This is a genomic window from Arthrobacter sp. UCD-GKA, from assembly GCF_001863355.1.
Classification (GTDB): domain Bacteria; phylum Actinomycetota; class Actinomycetes; order Actinomycetales; family Micrococcaceae; genus Paeniglutamicibacter.
In genome coordinates this window covers 16,856-35,176 of the sequence record NZ_MOLR01000015.1, presented here as the reverse complement: position 1 = coordinate 35,176, position 18,321 = coordinate 16,856, and the positions used below count along the sequence as shown (strand labels likewise).

The window sequence follows — 18,321 nt, the reverse complement described above, 5'->3', positions numbered from 1 at the left end:
AGGGGAACAACCATGCGCATTGGACTTATCGCCCCGCCGTGGCTCACCGTGCCGCCGGCAGGCTACGGCGGCACCGAAGCGGTCGTGGGCCTGCTGGCGCGCGGACTGGCGGAGCTGGGGCACGAGGTGTTGCTGGCCGCGGCGGCGGGCAGCACCAGCCCGGTGGCCCAGGTGGCCGGAAGCCTGCCGCCCGAGCCCCGGCACCTGGGCAGGGGCCAGGACGAATTGCGGCACGTGCTCAACGCCTACGCGCAGTTGGGTGCGGTGGACATCATTCACGACCACACGTTGTCGGGCCCGCTGCTGCGTCTGGCGGGGCACCGGATCCCCGTGGTGTCCACGGCCCACAACGCCATGGACGACCGCTTCCTGCCCGTCTATTCCGCCGTGGCCCAATGCGCATCGCTGGTGGCGATCTCCCGGCACCAGTCCATGACGGCGACGGGGGTGGCGGTGTCCGGCGTCATCCACCACGGCATCGATGCCACGCAGATCCCGGTGGGTGCCGGGAGCGGCGGCTATGCCTGCTTCCTGGGCCGCATGCACCCGAACAAGGGCGTGTTGACCGCCATCAGGGTGGCACGCCGCGCCGGGGTGCCCCTGCGCATTGCGGCGAAGATGCGCAGCGCGGGGGAGCAGGAGTACTTCCAGCAGGTCATCCGGTCCGAGCTTGGCGGAACCATCGAGTACGTGGGCGAGCTGGGGGCCGCGGAAAAGTTCGCCCTGCTGGGCGACGCCTTTGCACTGCTCAATCCGTTGCAGTGGGACGAGCCCTTCGGCATGGTCATGATCGAGGCCATGGCCACCGGCACCCCGGTGCTCAGCACGTTGCGCGGCGCTGCCCCGGAGATCGTGGTTGACGGAGTCACCGGCTTTCTGCGTGAGACGCCCAACGCACTGGCCGCAGCCCTGCCCGGGTGCGCACAGCTGGACCGCGGGAACTGCCGCCGGGCGACGGAAACCACCTTCGGGATCCGCCGCATGGTCGGCGAACACGTGGCGTTCTATGAAAAATGCCTGGCAGGTGCCCTGGCATCGCGTGCGGTCCCGGCCTGATGGGCGGACCCGGGTCCGCGGTGGAAGGCGCCGGGCATCCTCCGGACCCAAGCGTTCATCTGGCACCGGTAGACTCGGTGAGCATGCACGCCATGTCCCAAACACCCGTAAAAACCATCCACGCCGTCTTCCTCGATGTCGACGGCACCTATGCCGATTACGGGGTGGTCCCGGAAGCCCACGCACAAGCGGTCCGCGCGGCACGCGCGGCCGGGCACAAGGTCCTGCTCTGCACCGGCCGTCCCCTCTCCATGCTTCCGGCACACATCCTGGCGGCCGGATTCGACGGACTGGTGGCCAGCGCCGGCGCATACGTGGAGGTGGGCGGCGAAATCCTCATGGACCGCCGGTTCCCGGACGAGATGGCGGCACGGACCCTCGCGGCCCTCGACGCCCACGACGCGGTCTACGTCCTGGAATCCCCGGAATCACTCCACGTCCCTCGCGCCGCGGAACAACGGCTGCGGGAAATCATCGAGGCGCACTTCAGCCAACGCCCCGACGGCCGGGCCGCCGGCTCCTCGGCAATCCTGGGTTCCCTGGCTCCGATCCCCGAGCTGCCGTCCTTTGCCAAGATCTCCGTGTTCGAGGCACCGCTTTCGGTGGGAAGCATTGCGGCCGAGATCGGCGAGGATGTCGCCGTGGTCGAGAACTCCATCGCAGACGAGGGGCGCCATACGGGTGAGCTGTTCCGCCGCGGCATCAGCAAGGCCGACGGCGTCGCCGTGGCCATCGAACACCTGGGAATCAGCCAGGCTGACACCATCGCCTTCGGCGACGGGGAAAACGACCTGGAAATGGTGGCCTTTGCGGGGCTTGGCGTGGCCATCGAGGGCTCGCATCCCGGGCTGCTGGAGCTGGCCGACCGCACGGCGCTTCCGCCGAATCGCGACGGGATCGCCGCTGCCTTTGCGGAGCTCGGGCTCATCTGAGAACGGTCCGTTGCCCCGGGAGACATCCCGGGGCAATTTGCGGGTGACGATGCTCACCTGTAGGCTTCTTGGAAGCAGGCAATGTTGCCTGCAAAGGATTGTTACTCGGCCACGAGGCAAGACCTGAGGAAAACGCAATGCGTTTTTCTTGGGTCTTTTTTTGTGCCCGAAAACTCAGTGGAGAGGAAAAACTGCCATGGCCACGGTGAACCACAAGACCTTGGCCGCAGACATCCTGGAGGGTGTCGGCGGGGAAGAAAACATTGCCAGTGCCACGCACTGCGCCACCAGGCTGCGGCTGAAGCTGCGCGACGACGCAAAGGCCGACACCGCGGCCGTTGAAAAGCTTCCGGGTGTCATCACGGTCATGAAGGCCGGCGGCCAGTACCAGGTGGTCATCGGCAACGACGTGCCGAGGGTCTTCGCGGAATTGGGGAAGATCAGCGGCATCGGGGCCGAAAGCAGCAAGCAGGAAGAAGCCCCCGCCAAGGGGAACCTCCTGAACCGATTCATCGAAATGGTCTCGGCGATCTTCCTGCCCATCATGTGGCCGCTGGCCGGCGCCGGCCTGTTCAAGGCCTTCCTGGTCCTGGCCGGAAACCTGAGCTGGATTGCCGAGGACGCAGACACCTACGTGATCCTCTCCGCGGCGGCGGACGCGCTGTTCTACTTCCTGCCGCTGTTCCTGGCCGTCACCGCCGCCCGCCGCTTCAAGGCCAACGAATTCACTGCCATGGCCATCGCCGGTGCGCTGGTCTACCCCAGCATCGTCGCGATGGGCACCGCGGGGGAGCCGGTGGACTTCGCCGGGATCCCGGTGCCAGTGATGAGCTACGTCAGCTCGGTCATCCCGATCATCGTGGCGGTGTTCCTGCTGGGCTACCTGGAACGCTTCCTGCTGCGTGTCCTGCCTGCCACGATCCGCAACTTCACCACCCCGCTGCTGTCCATGGCGATCATGGTCCCGCTGACCCTCATGACGGTGGGCCCGGCCACGATCTTCCTGGCCGAAGGCATCTCCAACGGCATCAACGCCATCTTCGGCTTCGCCCCATGGCTGGCAGGCGCGCTGCTGGGTGGTTTCTGGCAGGTCTTCGTGCTCTTCGGGCTGCACTGGGGCCTGGTTCCGGTCATCATCAACGAACTGGGCACCGAGGGGTCCTCGGTTCTCATGGGCCCGTTGGTCCCGGCGGTGCTGGCACAGTCCGGCGCCATGCTGGCCGTGGCGATCCGCAGCCGCAGCGCCAAGCGGCGCGAGGTCGCCGCACCCGCAGCGTTCTCCGGGTTCCTTGCAGGCATCACCGAGCCCGGCATCTACGGCGTGAACCTGCCGCTGAAAAAGCCGTTCTACTTCGGTATCGTCGGCGGGGCCGTGGGCGGCGCGATCGCGGCCATCGGCGGCAGCGCCGCCACCTCGTTTGTTTTCCCCTCCGTTCTGGCCCTTCCCGCCTTCGGCTCGGTCGGCAGCTTCGCGACGCTGTTGCTCGGAACCGCCGTGGCAGTGGCCATTGCCTTCCTGCTGACCTTCTTCTTCGGGCCGCGCGAAACACCTGACACGGAACCGGCAGTAGAAGCAGCGGTCCCTGCCCAGGAAACAGCAACCCCAACGCCCGCCGCAACGCCCGCCGCAACGCCCGGCACCAAGGTCCTGGCCCCCGTGGCCGGCACCGCCGTCGCACTGGCAGACATCCCGGACAAGGTCTTCGCCTCCGGTGCCATGGGCGCGGGGCTCGGCATCATCCCCGAGGAAGACACCGTGCATTCCCCGGTCTCCGGCACCGTCCAGGCAGCCATGAAAACCGGCCACGCCTACGGCATCAAGACCGATGACGGCATCGAGGTGCTGGTGCACATCGGCATCGACACCGTCCAGATGAAGGGCGAGGGCTTCACCCCCGCCGTGGTCCGCGGGCAGCGCGTCGAGGCCGGCGACCTGCTGGCCACCATCGACCGGGCCAAGATCAAGGAAGCCGGGTTCAGCGACATCACCATCATGGTCGTGACCAATACCAAGAACCTCACGGCCGTGGTGCCCGTGGCCCACGGGCACCTTGACCGCGGCGTACCCGCTCTCGACATCGAACTCTAGCCACCGACGAAAGGACCAGTGCCATCATGAGCCAAACAACCATCGCACCCGCCACCGGGGCATTCCCCGACGGATTCCTCTGGGGCGGGGCAACCGCCGCCAACCAGATCGAGGGCGCCTACGCCTCCGGAGGCAAGGGCCTGTCCATCCAGGACGTGATGCCTAGGGGCATCACCACCGAACCCACCGAGGGCCCGACCCCGGAGAACCTCAAGCAGGTCGGGATCGACTTCTACAACCGGTATGCCGAGGACATCGCGCTCTTCGCCGAGATGGGCTTCAAGGTCTACCGCTTCTCCATCGCCTGGTCCCGGATCTTCCCCAACGGGGACGACGCCGAGCCCAACGAGGAGGGCCTAGCCTTCTACGACCGCGTGCTGGACGAACTGGAAAAGCACGGCATCGAACCCCTGGTGACCATCAGCCACTACGAGACCCCGCTGAATCTGGCGCGTGCCTACGGCGGCTGGAGGAACCGCAAGCTGATCGACTTCTACGAACGCTACTGCCAGGTGCTCTTCGAGCGCTTCGGCACCCGGGTCAAGTACTGGCTGACCTTCAACGAGATCAACTCGGTGATCCACGAGCCCTTCATGTCCGGCGGCATCCCGGTCCCGCGCGAGGAACTGACCGACTCGGACCTGTACCAGGCCATCCACCACGAGCTGGTGGCCTCGGCCCGGGCCACGAAGCTGGCGCACGAGATCATGCCCGGGGCCCAGGTGGGCTGCATGATCCTCGCCATGCCGGTGTACCCGCTGACCCCGAGCCCGGACGACGTGGTGCGGGCCATGGACACCGCTCACGCCAGCTATGCGTTCGGCGACATCCACTGCCGCGGGGCCTACCCCGGATACCTGCGCCGTTTCTTCCGCGACAACGGCATCACGATCGAGATCACCGAGCAGGACCGCGAGGACCTCACGCACACCGTTGACTTCGTCTCCTTCAGCTACTACATGAGCATCTGCGAATCCGCGGACCCGGGCCAGGAGAAGGGCCCGGGCAACATCATGGGCGGCATCCCCAACCCCACGCTCGAGGCCTCCGAATGGGGCTGGCAGATCGACCCGCAGGGATTGCGCGTGGTCATGAACGACTACTGGGAACGCTGGGGAAAGCCGCTGTTCGTGGTGGAAAACGGCCTGGGTGCCAAGGACCAGCTCGTGGAAATCGACGGGGAACCCACCGTCCTTGACGACTACCGGATCGACTACCTGAACGACCACCTGGTGCAGGTGCGCGAGGCCATCGAGGACGGCGCCGAGGTCATGGGCTACACCTCCTGGGGCTGCATCGACGTGGTCTCTGCCTCCACCGCGCAGCTGTCCAAGCGCTACGGCTTCATCTACGTGGACCGCAACGACGACGGCTCCGGGACCCTGGATCGGTACAAGAAGAAGTCCTTTGGCTGGTACCGCGATGTGATCGCCTCCAACGGCGCCACGCTAAGCTAGCACCTTGGAAGTGCGGGGGCGCCGGCCATTGGCCTGCGCCCCCATCCGGCCCGGCCCACCGACAAGACTAGGGGAAGCACCGACGTGGAAATCCTGCGCGTTTTCAACAACAACGTCGTGCTTGCACGCGAACCCGGTTCCGCCGGACGCGAGGTGATCCTCACCGGCCGCGGGCTGGGCTTCGGCGTGAAGCCGGGTGCACGGGTGGATGCCTCCAAGGTGGTGCGCACCTTCGTGCCCGAGGACGGGCGGGACCCGGACAATTTCGGTGCCATGGTCGCGGCCATCGACCCGGTGCACCTGGCGCTGGCCGAGACGGCACTGGAGGCCGGGCGTGCCGAGCTGGAGATCCCCAACAGCGCGGTGCTTTCCGTGGCACTGGCAGACCACCTGGGCTTTGCCATCAAGCGGCAGGCCGAGGGGATCGAGGTCGAGTACCCGCTGCGTGCCGAGGTCACCCACCTGTACCCGGGGGAGCTGCGCGCGGCCCAGGCAATCCTGGGGCACGTCAATGATTCCTTGGAGGCCCCGCTGCCGTCCGACGAGGCGGTGTCCATTGCGCTGCACCTGGTGAACGTCGGGTTCGCCACCGGGGACCTGTCCTCCACCTACCAAATGACCGGGGTCTTTGCCCAGCTCTTCGAGGTCCTGGAACAGGCCGCGGGCCGGCCGATCGACAGGGACACCGTCAACGCCGCACGCTTCATCACCCACCTGCGCTACTTCTTCGTGCGGGCCGGGTCCGGCATGCAGCTGCAGGAGGGTGCGGGCAAGTTGCTTGACGCGATCCGCGACTCCTACCCGCAGGCCTACGCCACGGCATTGAAGCTCGAAAGCGTGCTGGAACTGCGCCTGGGCGAGGAATTGACCGACGACGAGGTCACCTACCTGACGCTGCACGTGGCCCGCATGATCGAAGGCGAGCGCGACTGAGCCCGCGGTCCGGGTCGAGGGCAAAACAAGGCCAAGGTATCGCCCCACCCGAGGGGCGGACGATGCCTTGGCCTTGTTGCGTTAGGTTATCCGGTGGCTGCCTGTGGCCGGGAATGGCCGGGGTGGCCGGGACTACTTGGCCCCGACGGCGCAGAGCGGGCGGTTGGCGTTGTTGCCGTTGTTGGAGTTGCCGTTTTCGTTGCGCTTCTCGGCGCCCTTCCCGTTGGTGGTTCCGGCCTTCTCGGAACGGTTTTCCAGGCATGCGTGGGTGGCCGGCGGCTCCATGCCTGCCTCGGTGACCCACTTGGATCCCTTGTCCGTCTTGGTGATGGTGAATTCGTCGTAGAGCGCGCCGACCGGCAGGTCGGTGGTGGCCTTGGTGGTCTTCTCGGCAATGTATGAACGGTAGACCATCTTGTCCGCCGAGACGTCAATGACCTGGTAGGTGGTCACGCCGGCACCGCGCAGGACCTGGGTGGCGCCGTTGAGGGTCCAGACGTTCTTCTCGTCCGTTTCCAGGTTGTAGTGCTTGGCCCCGGAGTTGGCCACGGTGTAGACCGGGCCGGTGGTCAGGCCCGGGGTGTCGGTTGCATTCGCGTTGACGTAGCCGCGGGCATAGGTGTGGTCGTGGCCCATGAGGACCAGATCGATGTTGTGCTTTTCGAACACCGGAACCCAGACCTCGCGCAGGATCGGTTCGTTGCGCCCCGCCGAGGTGGAGAAAACCGGCTGGTGGAAGGTGACGACGTTCCACTTGGACTCGCTGGTTTCCAGCACATTATCAAGCCAAGCGCCCTGGAACTCGGTCCACAGGCGGGAAACCTTGGTGGAGGGGCATTCGGTTCCGGCGCAGGCCGGCAGGTTGTCCGGGGTGAGGAATGCGGTGTCGCGGGTGGCATTGAGGGTGATGAACCGGGTGTCCTGGTAGTCGGTGAAGTACACGGTCTCGGCGGCGAACTCGGCCCAGTGGGCAAAGTAGGCCGCGTACTGGCGCGCCACCTCGCTGTCGCCGACGGCAAGGTCAGCCATCTTGCCGATGGTCTCGAGGTTCGGGTTGTTGTGGGGGTACTCGAAGTTGGCCTTCCATGCGGCAAGCTTCTTGTCGCCGGAGTATTCGTGGTTGCCGGGGGCGGCCATGATGTTGGTGGTTGCCGCGGACTTGGTCATGCCGGAGAACCAGTTGAGCCATTCGGTCTCGTTGCTGCCGGTGTTGATCAAGTCGCCGGCGTGGACCGAGCCGATGGAATTCGGTGCCTTGGCCTCGGCCTGGCGGACGACCTCGGGCCAGGTGGAATCCAGGCCGATCTGGGCGTCGCCGTAGTACAGGAACTGGAATTCCTTGGACTTGGGGTCGGCGGTGGTGAATTCGTGCCACTCGCTCCACGCGCCCTCGAGGCCCACCCGGTAGCTGTAGACGGTGGCGGAAGAGAGTCCTTCGACCGTGGTCGAGTAGTGCGGCTTCGGGTTGTTGTTCACGGTGCCGGTTTGGTAGGCGTCGACGGTGCGCACCTCGCCGCCTGCGGCGGTGCGGATCTGCACCTGTCCGCTGGCCTGCGAGGCGTCCCCGGCGAGCCAGGAGAAGGACTGCGAGGTTTCGGGCGTGGTGGTGGGTGTCAGGATGACGCGCGTGGGCGGGGCCGCGCCGATTTCGCCGATGCTGGCCAGACGGATTGAGGGGACATCGAGGTAGATGTCCGAGCTGGTCTCACGGTCCTGGTAGAGGGCAATGGCAACGGTGTTGGTGCCGTCCACCAAAAGTTCGGGATCGGCGTGGAAGGTGTTGGTTACCGGATCGCCATTGCTGGTTCCGGCGTAGGAAACGTTGGTGTTCTCGTCGGCGCGCTCGTCGAGGAAGCCGGCGACCTTCTTGCCATTGATCCAGACAGCCAGTGCGTCGTCATGGACGACGTCCCCGATGATGTCGCCAACCTCCGCCGCGACGCCCTGGCCGAGTTCGAAGGTGCTGCGGAAGAAGTAGGTCGGGATCGTTGGTGCCGCGGCTCCGTCCAGGTAGTGGTTCAGCAAGGTGGCCGGGGTGTGCGGGCCAACGGCGGCAAGATTGCCGTTCTTGGCACCAAAGCGTCCCTTGGCGCTCTTCCATCCGGCGTCGTCAAATCCGCCAGTGGTCCAGGCGCGCAGCGCCTCGGAGCCTGCAGCGGGGTCCGAACCATCGTCGATGTACTGCCACGTCGTGTCGGTCGTGGAGATGACCGGGTCGGTGGGAACCGCAGGTGCGGCAAAGGACGGCACGGGTGCGGCAAGCGCCCCGCCTAGCACGGCGAGCAGCACGGCTGAGGCAATGCCCCGTTTGTACCGGCGCACCGGAATCTGGGTCTGGGTCATGTCTTCCTTCATGTGGGGATGCGAGAGCCATGCGCGCCCGGGCAAGATCCGCCGTTGCACAGATGCTGCCGGCTACGGCCCCCGGGACGATGTCGGTGCACGCATGAAACCCCAACGTATCGATGGCGTATGTCGCTCTGTCCGCGTTCACATGGACGTCCGGTAAACCCCGGGTGACTGGTGGTTCATGGCACCGGACAGCGACAGGCAGTCCGCGGGAAGGTCGAGGCCAATTGCTGTTCCCCTCCCGGGACTATGGGCGGAAAATATCAAGCAGGAAGTAAGTGGCTTGCAACGACGCAAGGGGGCCGTGATGGACAAGGAAATGCCGAACGTCGGGGGAGTGGGCCCGATCGTCGTCGGGGTGCTGCCCAAGCAGCCCCGGCGCGTGGTGCTCGAGGCGAGGACGCTGGCGGAGGGATTCGGGGCGCCGTTGGTCTTTGCCTATGTGGAGATCAACAGCTATCTGGTCGAATGGGAACTGAAGGAAGACATCCGCGGCAATTCGCTGCACCCCAAGGACATCGACGAGGACATGACCGAGGATGCGCGCGACGTCCTGCGGATCCTGGATAGCGCCATGGCCGGATCCAAGATTCCCTGGTCGTTCCGCGTGCTGGCCGGGGACCCCGGCAAGGCCCTGGCACGGCTCGGCAGCGAGCTGCATGCGCGCATGATCGTGGTCGGAACCCGGCACCATGGAGTTGGCGCCAGGCTGTCGGAACTACTCAACGGAACGACTGCGCACCGCGTGATCGCCCACCAGACGCTGCCGGTCGTGGTGGTCCCGGTGCACCACGAGCCCCATTGATTCAACGCTCCTTCGACTGGTCGGAGCGTGCGGGCCCGTGGTGCGAGACGCCCAAGGGGTCAACGGAACAAAACCATGCCTGTCCACAGGTTGCTAATGAGAATCATTATTAGTTACTGTGGTCGGTGTGACTCTCATACTTGTAACTTCGCTTGAAGCCCACGTCCGCGACAAGGCACTGGACGCATTGCTGGTGACCAGCCCCGAAGCCATCGTGGTTCGCCATGACTTGCTTGAGGGCGAACGGGTGCTGCGTCGAGTGTCCCGCGGTGCGGCCGAAGAAGACCGCACAGAAATTGCGCTGGAGCATGGCTGTCTCACCTGCTCCGTGAGGCTGGACGTGGTGCCCACGGTGACCCGAGTCCTCGACGCCGCACCCAGTGACGTTTTCGTGGGGCTGCCGCCAAGCGTGAACGCAGACATGGTGCTGGAAATTCTCGGTCCGCTGTTGGCCGTGCGCGGGATAAACATCGATTCGGTTTCTCTCGCATTGGACCCGGCCGCGCTTGAGGACCAGATGTGGGACACCCGCACCCTCTGGCAGGCGGGTCTCAGCAGCGTGCAAGACGATGACCGGACCGCGGGGGAATTTCTCGTCAAGGAAATCGCATTTGCCGACACCGCTCTGTTGCTCGAGGGGCTCTTCGCCCACCTCTTTGAGGCCGAGGCACCTGGCTGCCAATCCGGAGGCGACCTGTTCCATCGCGGAGCCCAGCTGCTCGGGGAGCTGGGACCGCACCTGGCCGTGATCCACCCTGACGAAAAGCTTGCCTTCAAAGTCCATGAGCCGGGGGCTGCTTGTCGGCGCTCGACACCGGGCAACGTCCATGTCCGCAGTGCCGGCACTTCCAAGGAAAAGATGGCCAAGGACGGTCCATTCACAACAATTGAATTGCGGGCTGAGCGTCCACTGCACCCGGGGCGGCTCAAGGATGCGCTGGGCTGGCTGGCCGCGGGATGCGTGTGGTTGCGAGGCACGCTGTGGATCGGAAATTCACCGGAAACCAAGGTCGTGCTTGGCGGTGCAGGTCCCTTCGTTTGGATCGAAAACCAGGGGACATGGGGCGCGGAAACGGCTCGCACGCATATGGCTCTGACAAGCGACAGCAACGACGCCATTGAATTGGCGGCGCTCCTGCACTCCTGCGAGCTCACCGATGCCGAAATCCTGGGGTCACCGGATTTCGAGGATGCCCTCCGGCTCACCGACCTGGCCTGACGCCAACGAGTTAGCCTCCAACCTTTTTTGCTGCAACACCTACAAAAGGAAAAAGAATGAAAGTGCGCAATTCCATCCGCTCGCTGAAGAAGATCCCCGGCGCCCAGGTCGTTCGGCGCCGTGGCAAGGTCTTTGTCATCAACAAGAAGAACCCCCGCATGAAAGCCCGACAGGGCTGACGCGATTCGCCATGGGCGCGCTGCCGGTACGACTTTGAAGCACGTACAAGCAGCGCGCCCATTCCATTTCTTGGACAAGCCATAACGTTTCTGGAGCCTGGATGTGCCGCGGACAGTGGCTTCACCTATCAACTTTCCTTCCTCCGCTGGGAATGATTTTGCAGAGATCGAGCCACCGGCAAAGCGGGCCGCTGAGGGCCGGTGAATCGCGTGCGCCGCTTGACCACGAAGACACTGTGCGGCGCATGTTGTTGGAAAGAACGGAGATTTTCATGGAAATCAACCCGGACATGACGTTATTGGGTACTGTTATGCCTTGATCGTCACCCCTTTTTCCAGGAGCCCACATTGCAGCGTAAACACCTTGGAGTAGCGCTGGCCCTTGCCGTTGCGCTGGTTGGCGGGCCAAGCACCATCGCCACCGCGCAGCCGCTTGCGCCGATCGCCTCGGTCAGCATCAACACCGCCAAGGCGAAACCGGTCAAGCTGACCACGGCAAACCTGAATCTCCGCAAGACCACCGATGTGAAATCGGCCTCGCTTCTGGTGGTTCCCAAGAACACCAGGCTGACAATCCTCAAGACCAGTGGCATCTGGAACCAAGTCACTTACAAATCGAAAACCGGCTGGGTATCGGGTAACTTCCTCAAGCCTGTCGCGGCGGCCACGGCGAAGGTTTACAACTACACCAAGGCATTCACCACGGTGAAGGCGAAGTCAGCCGCAAACTCGGCCAACGTGGTCTCGATCCACCGCCAGACCAAGGTGGAGGTCATTGGCAAGACCGGGTCCTGGACCAAGGTCGTCGTGTCGGGAAAGACGGGGTTCGTTCCGTCCAGTGCCCTCAGCGCATCGAATCCCGCGGCCATTTACCGCTGGGTGAACGGCAAGCAGCCGGTCTTCCAAGGCACGAAGACCACCAGCAAGAAGCTAGGCACCCTGTCGAACAACACCAGGATCCAGTGGCTGCGGACCTCAGGTTCCTGGCAGCAGGTGCGCACCAGCGCTGGCATCGGCTGGATGCAGTCGATCAAGCTCTCGAATGCGGCAATCAAGCCACCCGCGAAGCCCAAGGTCTACAACTACACCAAGGCCTTCACCACGGTGAAGGCCAAGGCAGCAGCAAGCTCGTCCAGCGTGCTCTCGATCCACCGCCAGACCAAGGTGGAGTTGCTTGGCAAGACCGGGTCTTGGATCAAGGTCAAGGTGTCGGGGAAGACCGGTTTCGTTCCCGCAAACGCACTGAGCAAGACGAACCCCGCGGCCATATATCGCTGGGTGAACGGCAAGCAGCCGGTCTTCCAGTCCACCAAGACCACCAGCAAGAAGATTGGCACGCTCTCAAACAACACCAGGATCCAATGGTTGCGGACCTCGGGGTCCTGGCAGCAGGTGCGCACCAGCGCCGGCATTGGTTGGATGCAATCAAGCAAGCTTTCCACCAAGGCGATCATTGCCCCGGCGAAGCCCAAGGTCTACAACTACACCAAGGCATTCACCACGGTGAAGGCCAAGGCAGCCGCCTCGTCGGCCAACCTCGTGACGATCCACCGCCAGACCAAGGTCGAGGTGCTCGGCAAGTCCGGTTCCTGGACCAAAGTCGTGGTGTCGGGAAAGACGGGTTTCGTTCCGTCCAGTGCCCTCAGCGCATCGAACCCCGCAGCCATTTACCGGTGGGTAAACGGCAACCAGCCAGTCTTCCAGAGCACCAATACCTCCAGCAGGAAGCTCGCCACGCTTTCGAACAACACGAAAATCCAATGGCTGCGTAATTATGGCTCGTGGCAGCAAGTCCGCACCAGCGCCGGCATCGGCTGGGTGCCGTCGAGCAAACTCTCGAATGCGGCAATCAAGCCACCCGCGAAGCCCAAGGTCTACAACTACGCCAACGTGTACACCACGGTGAAGAGCGCGGCCTCGGCTTCCTCGGCGAACCTGGTCACGATCCACCGCCAGACCAAGGTCGAGGTGCTCGGCAAGACCGGTTCCTGGACCAAGATCTTTGTCTCGGGGAAGACCGGGTTCGTCCCGTCATCCACGCTCAGCAAGTTGAGCCCCGCGGTGATCTATCGTTGGGTCAACGGCAGCCAGCGGGCTCACACAAGCACGAGCACCACCAGCAAGGCAATCATGGCGATGCCGATGAACACGAAGGTGCAGTGGTTGCGTACCTCGGGTAACTGGCAGCAGGTGCGCACCAGCGCCGGTATTGGATGGATGGAATCCAAGGGCTTGTCCACGAAGGTGAACCAGGTTCTGCCGTCCAAGCCACCGGTGACCTTCAACCTCCCGCGCTGGGCCACGGCCAATGTCAATCTCCGCTCGGGACCCGGAACCAGCCACCGAGTTATTCAAGTGGTTTCCAAGGGGGATCGTTGGGTGAGCACGCTGTACCTCGCGACCTCGGCCCCGCCAACGAAGCCTGTCACCCAATACCGCTGGGCCACCGGAACCGTCAACGTACGCTTGGGCAGTTCCCCCGTGTATCCGACGCTTGGCACGATCAAGCCCGGGGAAAAGGTGACCTACTTGGAATCCCGAGACCAATGGGCGCGAGTGATTTCGCGCCACGGTACCGGCTGGATCTCTGAGGCGTACCTGACCAAGACACCGTTGGCTCCGCTGCAGCCGGAGACAGTGGCTATCATGAATGCGGTCGAGGCTAGGTTCGGGGACTATGTCTCGTCCTACGGCGGCGTCCGCCCGGGTTCCGCTGGCCACAGCCAGGGCCTGGCCACGGACATCATGATCAAGAACTACAAGACCGCCCAGGGCGTCAGGAACGGCGACGAGATTGCCGACTTCCTGATCGCCAACCGGGTATCTTTGCGCGTCAGTTACCTAATCTGGCAGGACAAGATATGGCTGGGACCGGCAAAGGGCTGGGAAGAATACTCGAAGTCGGGCAAATACGGCCAACAGTTCACCAATAACTGGAACGACACAACCAGACACTTGGACCACATCCATGCCGAGACGTATGCCAAGTAGCGGTAGCTGGTCGGTGCCCGATAAATAATCCTTGGAAGGCAGAGTAAAGAATCCGGGTCATCCCGCGCGGGTGTTGAGTTCGCGCAGGATGGCGGACTGGATCAGGCGCTTGCGGATCTCGAGGCTGATCGGGCGCCCGGCCATGTGCATGCCGTAGGCGATCTTCTCGACCTTGCGCTCGGCGCGTCCGATGATGTTGTCGATCTCGCTGGCGGGCAGGGACTCGATGTAGTCCCAGATGAGCTGTTCGTGGGCAGAACTGTCGCGTGAACCGGTGAATTCGTTTGCAGACACGGCACGCCTCCTGCTTCCAGTGTGGCATTGGAAGCAGGAACGCGCCATCATGTTGAGCCGCTGAGGGAGGAGCTCGAAGGGAGCCAACGACCAAGCCTTGTAGAATCGTTGTTGGTGTTTAGCGGTATTGGCTCGTGTCCATTTCACCGAGCGGTCTCCGCATAGGGAACGTGCCCACTATTCCACCACCGATGCTATTGATAGGACCACACCAGCATGAGCTTGATCCGGCTAAACGATGTCAGCGTTCGATTCGAAAACAACCAAATCCTGCGCGAGGCATTCTTCAAGCTCGAGGCCGGGGACCGGGTCGGCCTGATCGGGCGAAACGGCTCGGGCAAGTCGACCCTGCTGAAGCTGGTCCTGGACCAGGTATCCCCGGACACCGGGACGGTGGCCGTGGAACTGGGAACCAAGATCGGCTACTTCTCCCAGTTCTCGGAACTCAACGGTGCCGCCACCATCACTCAGGTGCTCAACGAGCTCTTTGTCGAGGTCAAAGCGATCGAAGCGGAGATTGCCGAGATCGATGAGGCAATTGCTGCCGATCCCAAGGCCGACGAGATGGAACGTTTGATCCATCGCCAGTCGGAGCTCTTTGAATCCATGGATCGATTGGATGGCTGGGACTACCCACGCACCATTGACACCGTGCTCACCAAACTCGGCTTCGACGAAGCCCACCGCACCTGTCCCATTGACTCCCTGTCCGGCGGCTGGCGCAACCGCGCCGCGCTGGCCAAGATCCTGCTTGAGGACCCGGACGTCCTACTGCTGGACGAGCCGACCAACTTCCTCGACGTTGCAGGCGTTGAATGGCTGGAAAACTGGTTCAAGTCCTTCCAAGGTGCGGCGATCATCGTCTCGCACGACCGCAAGTTCCTGGACTCGGTGGTCACCCGGATCGTGGAGGTCGAGAACTTCCACCTCCACGAATACCCGGGAAACTTTGCCCAGTACGTCGTGGCCAAGCAGTTCAAGCTCAAGACCCTCGAATCGCAGTTCGTCCACGAGTCCGAGTTGTTGGCCTTCGAGGCCGAGGGCATTTCGGACCGTCGCGAAGCGGCCAAGGCCGCCAGCAAGGGACTGGACAACAAGCTKTCGAAGATCAAGAAGTCACGGGCCCCGCGCCCCGTGGACAAGATCATCACCGAGATCTACGGCGGCCTGCACATCAAGGACACCCTCTGCCGGGTGGAGGGCCTGTCCAAGTCCTACGGTGAGAAGACGCTCTTCACCGATCTTAGCTTCGAGGTGCGCCGCGGCAACCGACTGGTGATCCTCGGTGCAAACGGCAGCGGAAAGTCCACGCTGCTGCGCGTTCTCACCGAAGAAGAAAAACAGGATGCCGGATACGTGACCTGGACCAAGGGCGCCGCGGTCGTTTCCTACAACCAGATCCTAGAGGAACTGGACAACGAGGACACCGTGACCCACGCGGTCAACGCCATGCCCAATTCCTTGGCCTTCACCGCCACCAAGAAATCGGTCAACCGCTTCCTGGCCATGTTCCAGTTCTCCGAGGCCGATCTGAAGAACCGCATCGGGAACCTCTCCGGCGGCCAGCGTTCTCGCGTGGCCATGGCCATGTGCCTGCTCTCCGGCGCCTCAGTGCTGGTGCTGGATGAGCCCACGAACCACCTGGACATGTCCAGCACGCAGGTCATGGAACGGGCGCTGCTGCACTTCCCGGGCGCCGTGGTGGTCGTCAGCCACGACCGGTTCTTCACCGAGAAGATCGCCAACCGCTATCTGGTGTTCGGGGCCGAGCAAGCGAAGCCTGGTGAAGTCACGGTCCGCGGGGCCTAATCACCTTCCTGTGATTTTGCCTTTCGGTTCGGGTCTTGGATGTGGAGGGGTTCGCACGAGGTAACGAAAGTCGAGGAAGACAAAATGCTGTCACGCAGTTTTGGATGCCGACTGCGTGGTTGTGAGAGTGGTACGAGAAATATCCCCGCCGAGCACACTCACTCCCTACCTTCGGGAAAATGAAAAACAAATGATGTTGACCCGTTTGGTCCAGGGAGACACGAACTTCCACGTAATCCAAATACCTGTGAAGATATTCACAAAAGACCGGGACTGTCCCGTAACATCAAGCCGTCGAGCCGGGTATATGACGGGCGGGGCGATATTCTGGGCCTTCTGGTTCGGTCGATCCCGGACCATGCATCCAGCCCACTGAAATAGCAAAGGTGCCACCCCGTGTCTGTAAACAAGCCAGTCGTCCTTTTGGCCGAAGAACTCTCGCCCGCAACCATTGCGGCCTTGGGTCCCGATTTCGAGATTCGGCAGACAGACGGTGCGGACCGCTCCCAGCTGTTGGCTGCGATTGCTGACGTGGATGCCATTCTCGTTCGCTCAGCCACCCAGGTCGATGCCGAAGCCATCGCCGCCGCCAAGAACCTCAAGGTCATTGCGCGAGCCGGTGTCGGCCTGGACAACGTTGACATCAAGGCCGCCACCCAGGCCGGTGTCATGGTCGTGAACGCTCCGACCTCCAACATCATTTCCGCCGCGGAGCTGACCGTGGGGCACATCGTGTCCCTGGCCCGCCGCATCCCGGCAGCCAACGCCTCGCTGAAAGCTGGCGCCTGGAAGCGCAGCTCCTACACCGGTGTCGAGCTATTTGAGAAGAAGGCCGGCATCATTGGCCTGGGCCGCATTGGCGCTCTCGTGGCCGCCCGCCTGCAGGGCTTTGGCATGGAAATCCTTGCCTACGACCCCTACATCACCCCTGCACGCGCCCAGCAGCTCGGCGTCACCCTGGTGGAGCTGGATGAACTTTTGGCCCAGTCAGACTTCGTCACCATCCATATGCCCAAGACCCCGGAAACAATCGGCATGCTTGGCAAGGATGCTTTTGCCAAAATGAAGAACTCCGCTTATGTGATCAATGTGGCCCGTGGTGGCCTCGTTGATCAGGATGCCTTGTACACGGCGTTGAAGAACGAGGAAATCGCCGGAGCCGGCATTGACGTCTTCGTCCAGGAACCGAGCACGGATCTTCCGTTCTTTGAATTCGAGAATGTCACGGTCACCCCGCACCTGGGCGCCTCGACCGACGAAGCCCAGGAAAAGGCCGGCGTCTCCGTCGCCAAGTCCGTTCGCCTGGCCCTGGCCGGGGAACTGGTTCCCGACGCGGTCAACGTTGCAGGTGGCGTCATCGACGAAAACGTCCGCCCGGGTATCCCGCTGATCGAGAAACTGGGTCGCATCTTCAATGCGCTGACCGTTGGCTCCCTGACCAGCATCGACGTTGTAGTTGCTGGCGAGATCGCCTCCCTGGATGTGAAGGCCCTGGAGCTTTCGGCCCTCAAGGGTGTCTTCATGGATGTCGTCTCCGACCAGGTCTCCTACGTTAACGCACCTGTGCTGGCGGAACAGCGCGGCGTGGCCACCCGTTTGGTCACCTCCCCGGATTCGCCCGAATACCGCAATCTGCTCACCGTCAAGGGAGCCTCCACCGAAGGCACACAGCTTTCGGTCGCAGGAACCCTGACCGGACCGAAGCAGATCGAGAAGCTCGTCGGCATCAACGGCTACGAAATCGAAATCCCGATCACCGACCACATGATCGTGCTGCGCTATGCAGACCGCCCGGGTGTCATTGGCACCCTGGGCAACGTCCTTGGTGAGCAGGGCGTGAACATCGCTGGCATGCAGGTTGCCCGCAAGGAAGAGCGAGGCGAGGCCGTTGCGGTCTTGGCCATCGATTCCGCACTGCCCTCCGGTGTGCTGGACATTGTCCGTGCGGCCATTGGCGCCACCGTGGCCCGAGAGATCAACCTCGAGGACTAAAAACCCGACCAGCATCAAATAAGTAGAGCGCCTCGCACGCCGCCGGCCGTCTTCCTGAAAGTGTTCGGGTATGACTGCCGGTGGGCATGCGGGGCACTTTTTGGTTTCCTGGATTTCGGACTGGACCCGGTCTACGGAGAACACAAGGAAAGAACGTCAACTGATGGCTTTGGACTTGCGCAACTTCAGGCAGTTGATTCATACGCTCGGGTGCGA

General features: G+C 63.2%; 13 protein-coding genes. 11 read left to right on the top strand and 2 right to left on the bottom strand.

Features of this window, described 5'->3' with window-relative positions; all coding sequences use genetic code 11:
- Nucleotides 1–12: 12 nt before the first annotated feature.
- From BLJ79_RS19915 to BLJ79_RS19895, 5 genes are all read left to right on the top strand, one after another.
- Nucleotides 13–1,056, top strand: coding sequence for a glycosyltransferase family 4 protein (locus tag BLJ79_RS19915; protein WP_071216529.1), 1,044 nt, complete (start codon nt 13–15; stop codon nt 1,054–1,056).
- 92 nt (nt 1,057–1,148) lie between these two features.
- Nucleotides 1,149–1,988 carry an HAD-IIB family hydrolase gene (locus tag BLJ79_RS19910; RefSeq protein ID WP_071216668.1) on the top strand — a complete coding sequence of 280 codons (840 nt, stop codon included), beginning with the start codon at nt 1,149–1,151 and terminating at the stop codon, nt 1,986–1,988.
- Between the two features lie 196 nt (nt 1,989–2,184).
- Nucleotides 2,185–4,077, top strand: a complete 1,893-nt coding sequence (locus tag BLJ79_RS19905) for a beta-glucoside-specific PTS transporter subunit IIABC (RefSeq protein WP_071216528.1) — start codon at nt 2,185–2,187, stop codon at nt 4,075–4,077.
- A gap of 26 nt (nt 4,078–4,103) precedes the next feature.
- Nucleotides 4,104–5,534, top strand: coding sequence for a glycoside hydrolase family 1 protein (locus BLJ79_RS19900; RefSeq protein ID WP_071216527.1), 1,431 nt, complete (start codon nt 4,104–4,106; stop codon nt 5,532–5,534).
- A gap of 84 nt (nt 5,535–5,618) precedes the next feature.
- A complete protein-coding gene (locus BLJ79_RS19895; protein WP_071216526.1) occupies nt 5,619–6,467 on the top strand; it encodes a PRD domain-containing protein in 849 nt (282 codons plus the stop codon).
- A gap of 132 nt (nt 6,468–6,599) precedes the next feature.
- On the opposite strand, the gene BLJ79_RS19890 is transcribed toward BLJ79_RS19895, so the two are convergent.
- On the bottom strand, nt 6,600–8,810 hold the full coding sequence (locus tag BLJ79_RS19890; protein WP_071216525.1) for a purple acid phosphatase family protein: 2,211 nt from the start codon (nt 8,808–8,810) through the stop codon (nt 6,600–6,602).
- Nucleotides 8,811–9,123: 313 nt separating this feature from the next.
- Here BLJ79_RS19890 and BLJ79_RS19885 point away from each other — a divergent pair, with 313 nt between their 5' ends.
- The 4 genes from BLJ79_RS19885 to BLJ79_RS19870 all read left to right on the top strand — a co-directional run bounded on the left by BLJ79_RS19885 (nt 9,124) and on the right by BLJ79_RS19870 (nt 14,010).
- Nucleotides 9,124–9,621: a universal stress protein gene (locus tag BLJ79_RS19885; protein WP_175475550.1), complete on the top strand. Its 498-nt coding sequence runs from the start codon at nt 9,124–9,126 to the stop codon at nt 9,619–9,621.
- A 127-nt stretch (nt 9,622–9,748) separates the two neighbouring features.
- On the top strand, nt 9,749–10,840 hold the full coding sequence (locus tag BLJ79_RS19880) for a GTP-binding protein (protein ID WP_139194988.1): 1,092 nt from the start codon (nt 9,749–9,751) through the stop codon (nt 10,838–10,840).
- 56 nt (nt 10,841–10,896) lie between these two features.
- Nucleotides 10,897–11,019 (top strand): type B 50S ribosomal protein L36, encoded by a 123-nt coding sequence (gene ykgO / locus BLJ79_RS19875; protein WP_071216524.1) that lies wholly within the window; start codon nt 10,897–10,899, stop codon nt 11,017–11,019.
- A 348-nt stretch (nt 11,020–11,367) separates the two neighbouring features.
- Nucleotides 11,368–14,010, top strand: coding sequence for an SH3 domain-containing protein (locus BLJ79_RS19870; protein WP_071216523.1), 2,643 nt, complete (start codon nt 11,368–11,370; stop codon nt 14,008–14,010).
- A 57-nt stretch (nt 14,011–14,067) separates the two neighbouring features.
- Here BLJ79_RS19870 and BLJ79_RS19865 read toward each other — a convergent pair whose 3' ends face one another.
- Entirely contained in the window at nt 14,068–14,304 is a 237-nt protein-coding gene (locus BLJ79_RS19865) for a hypothetical protein (RefSeq protein WP_071216522.1), read from the bottom strand.
- Between the two features lie 216 nt (nt 14,305–14,520).
- Here BLJ79_RS19865 and BLJ79_RS19860 point away from each other — a divergent pair, with 216 nt between their 5' ends.
- The gene (locus tag BLJ79_RS19860; protein ID WP_071216521.1) at nt 14,521–16,113 is read left to right on the top strand and encodes an ABC-F family ATP-binding cassette domain-containing protein; all 1,593 of its coding nucleotides are present in this window, start codon (nt 14,521–14,523) and stop codon (nt 16,111–16,113) included.
- 396 nt (nt 16,114–16,509) lie between these two features.
- Nucleotides 16,510–18,105 carry a phosphoglycerate dehydrogenase gene (serA, locus tag BLJ79_RS19855; protein ID WP_071216520.1) on the top strand — a complete coding sequence of 532 codons (1,596 nt, stop codon included), beginning with the start codon at nt 16,510–16,512 and terminating at the stop codon, nt 18,103–18,105.
- Nucleotides 18,106–18,321 lie beyond the last annotated feature (216 nt).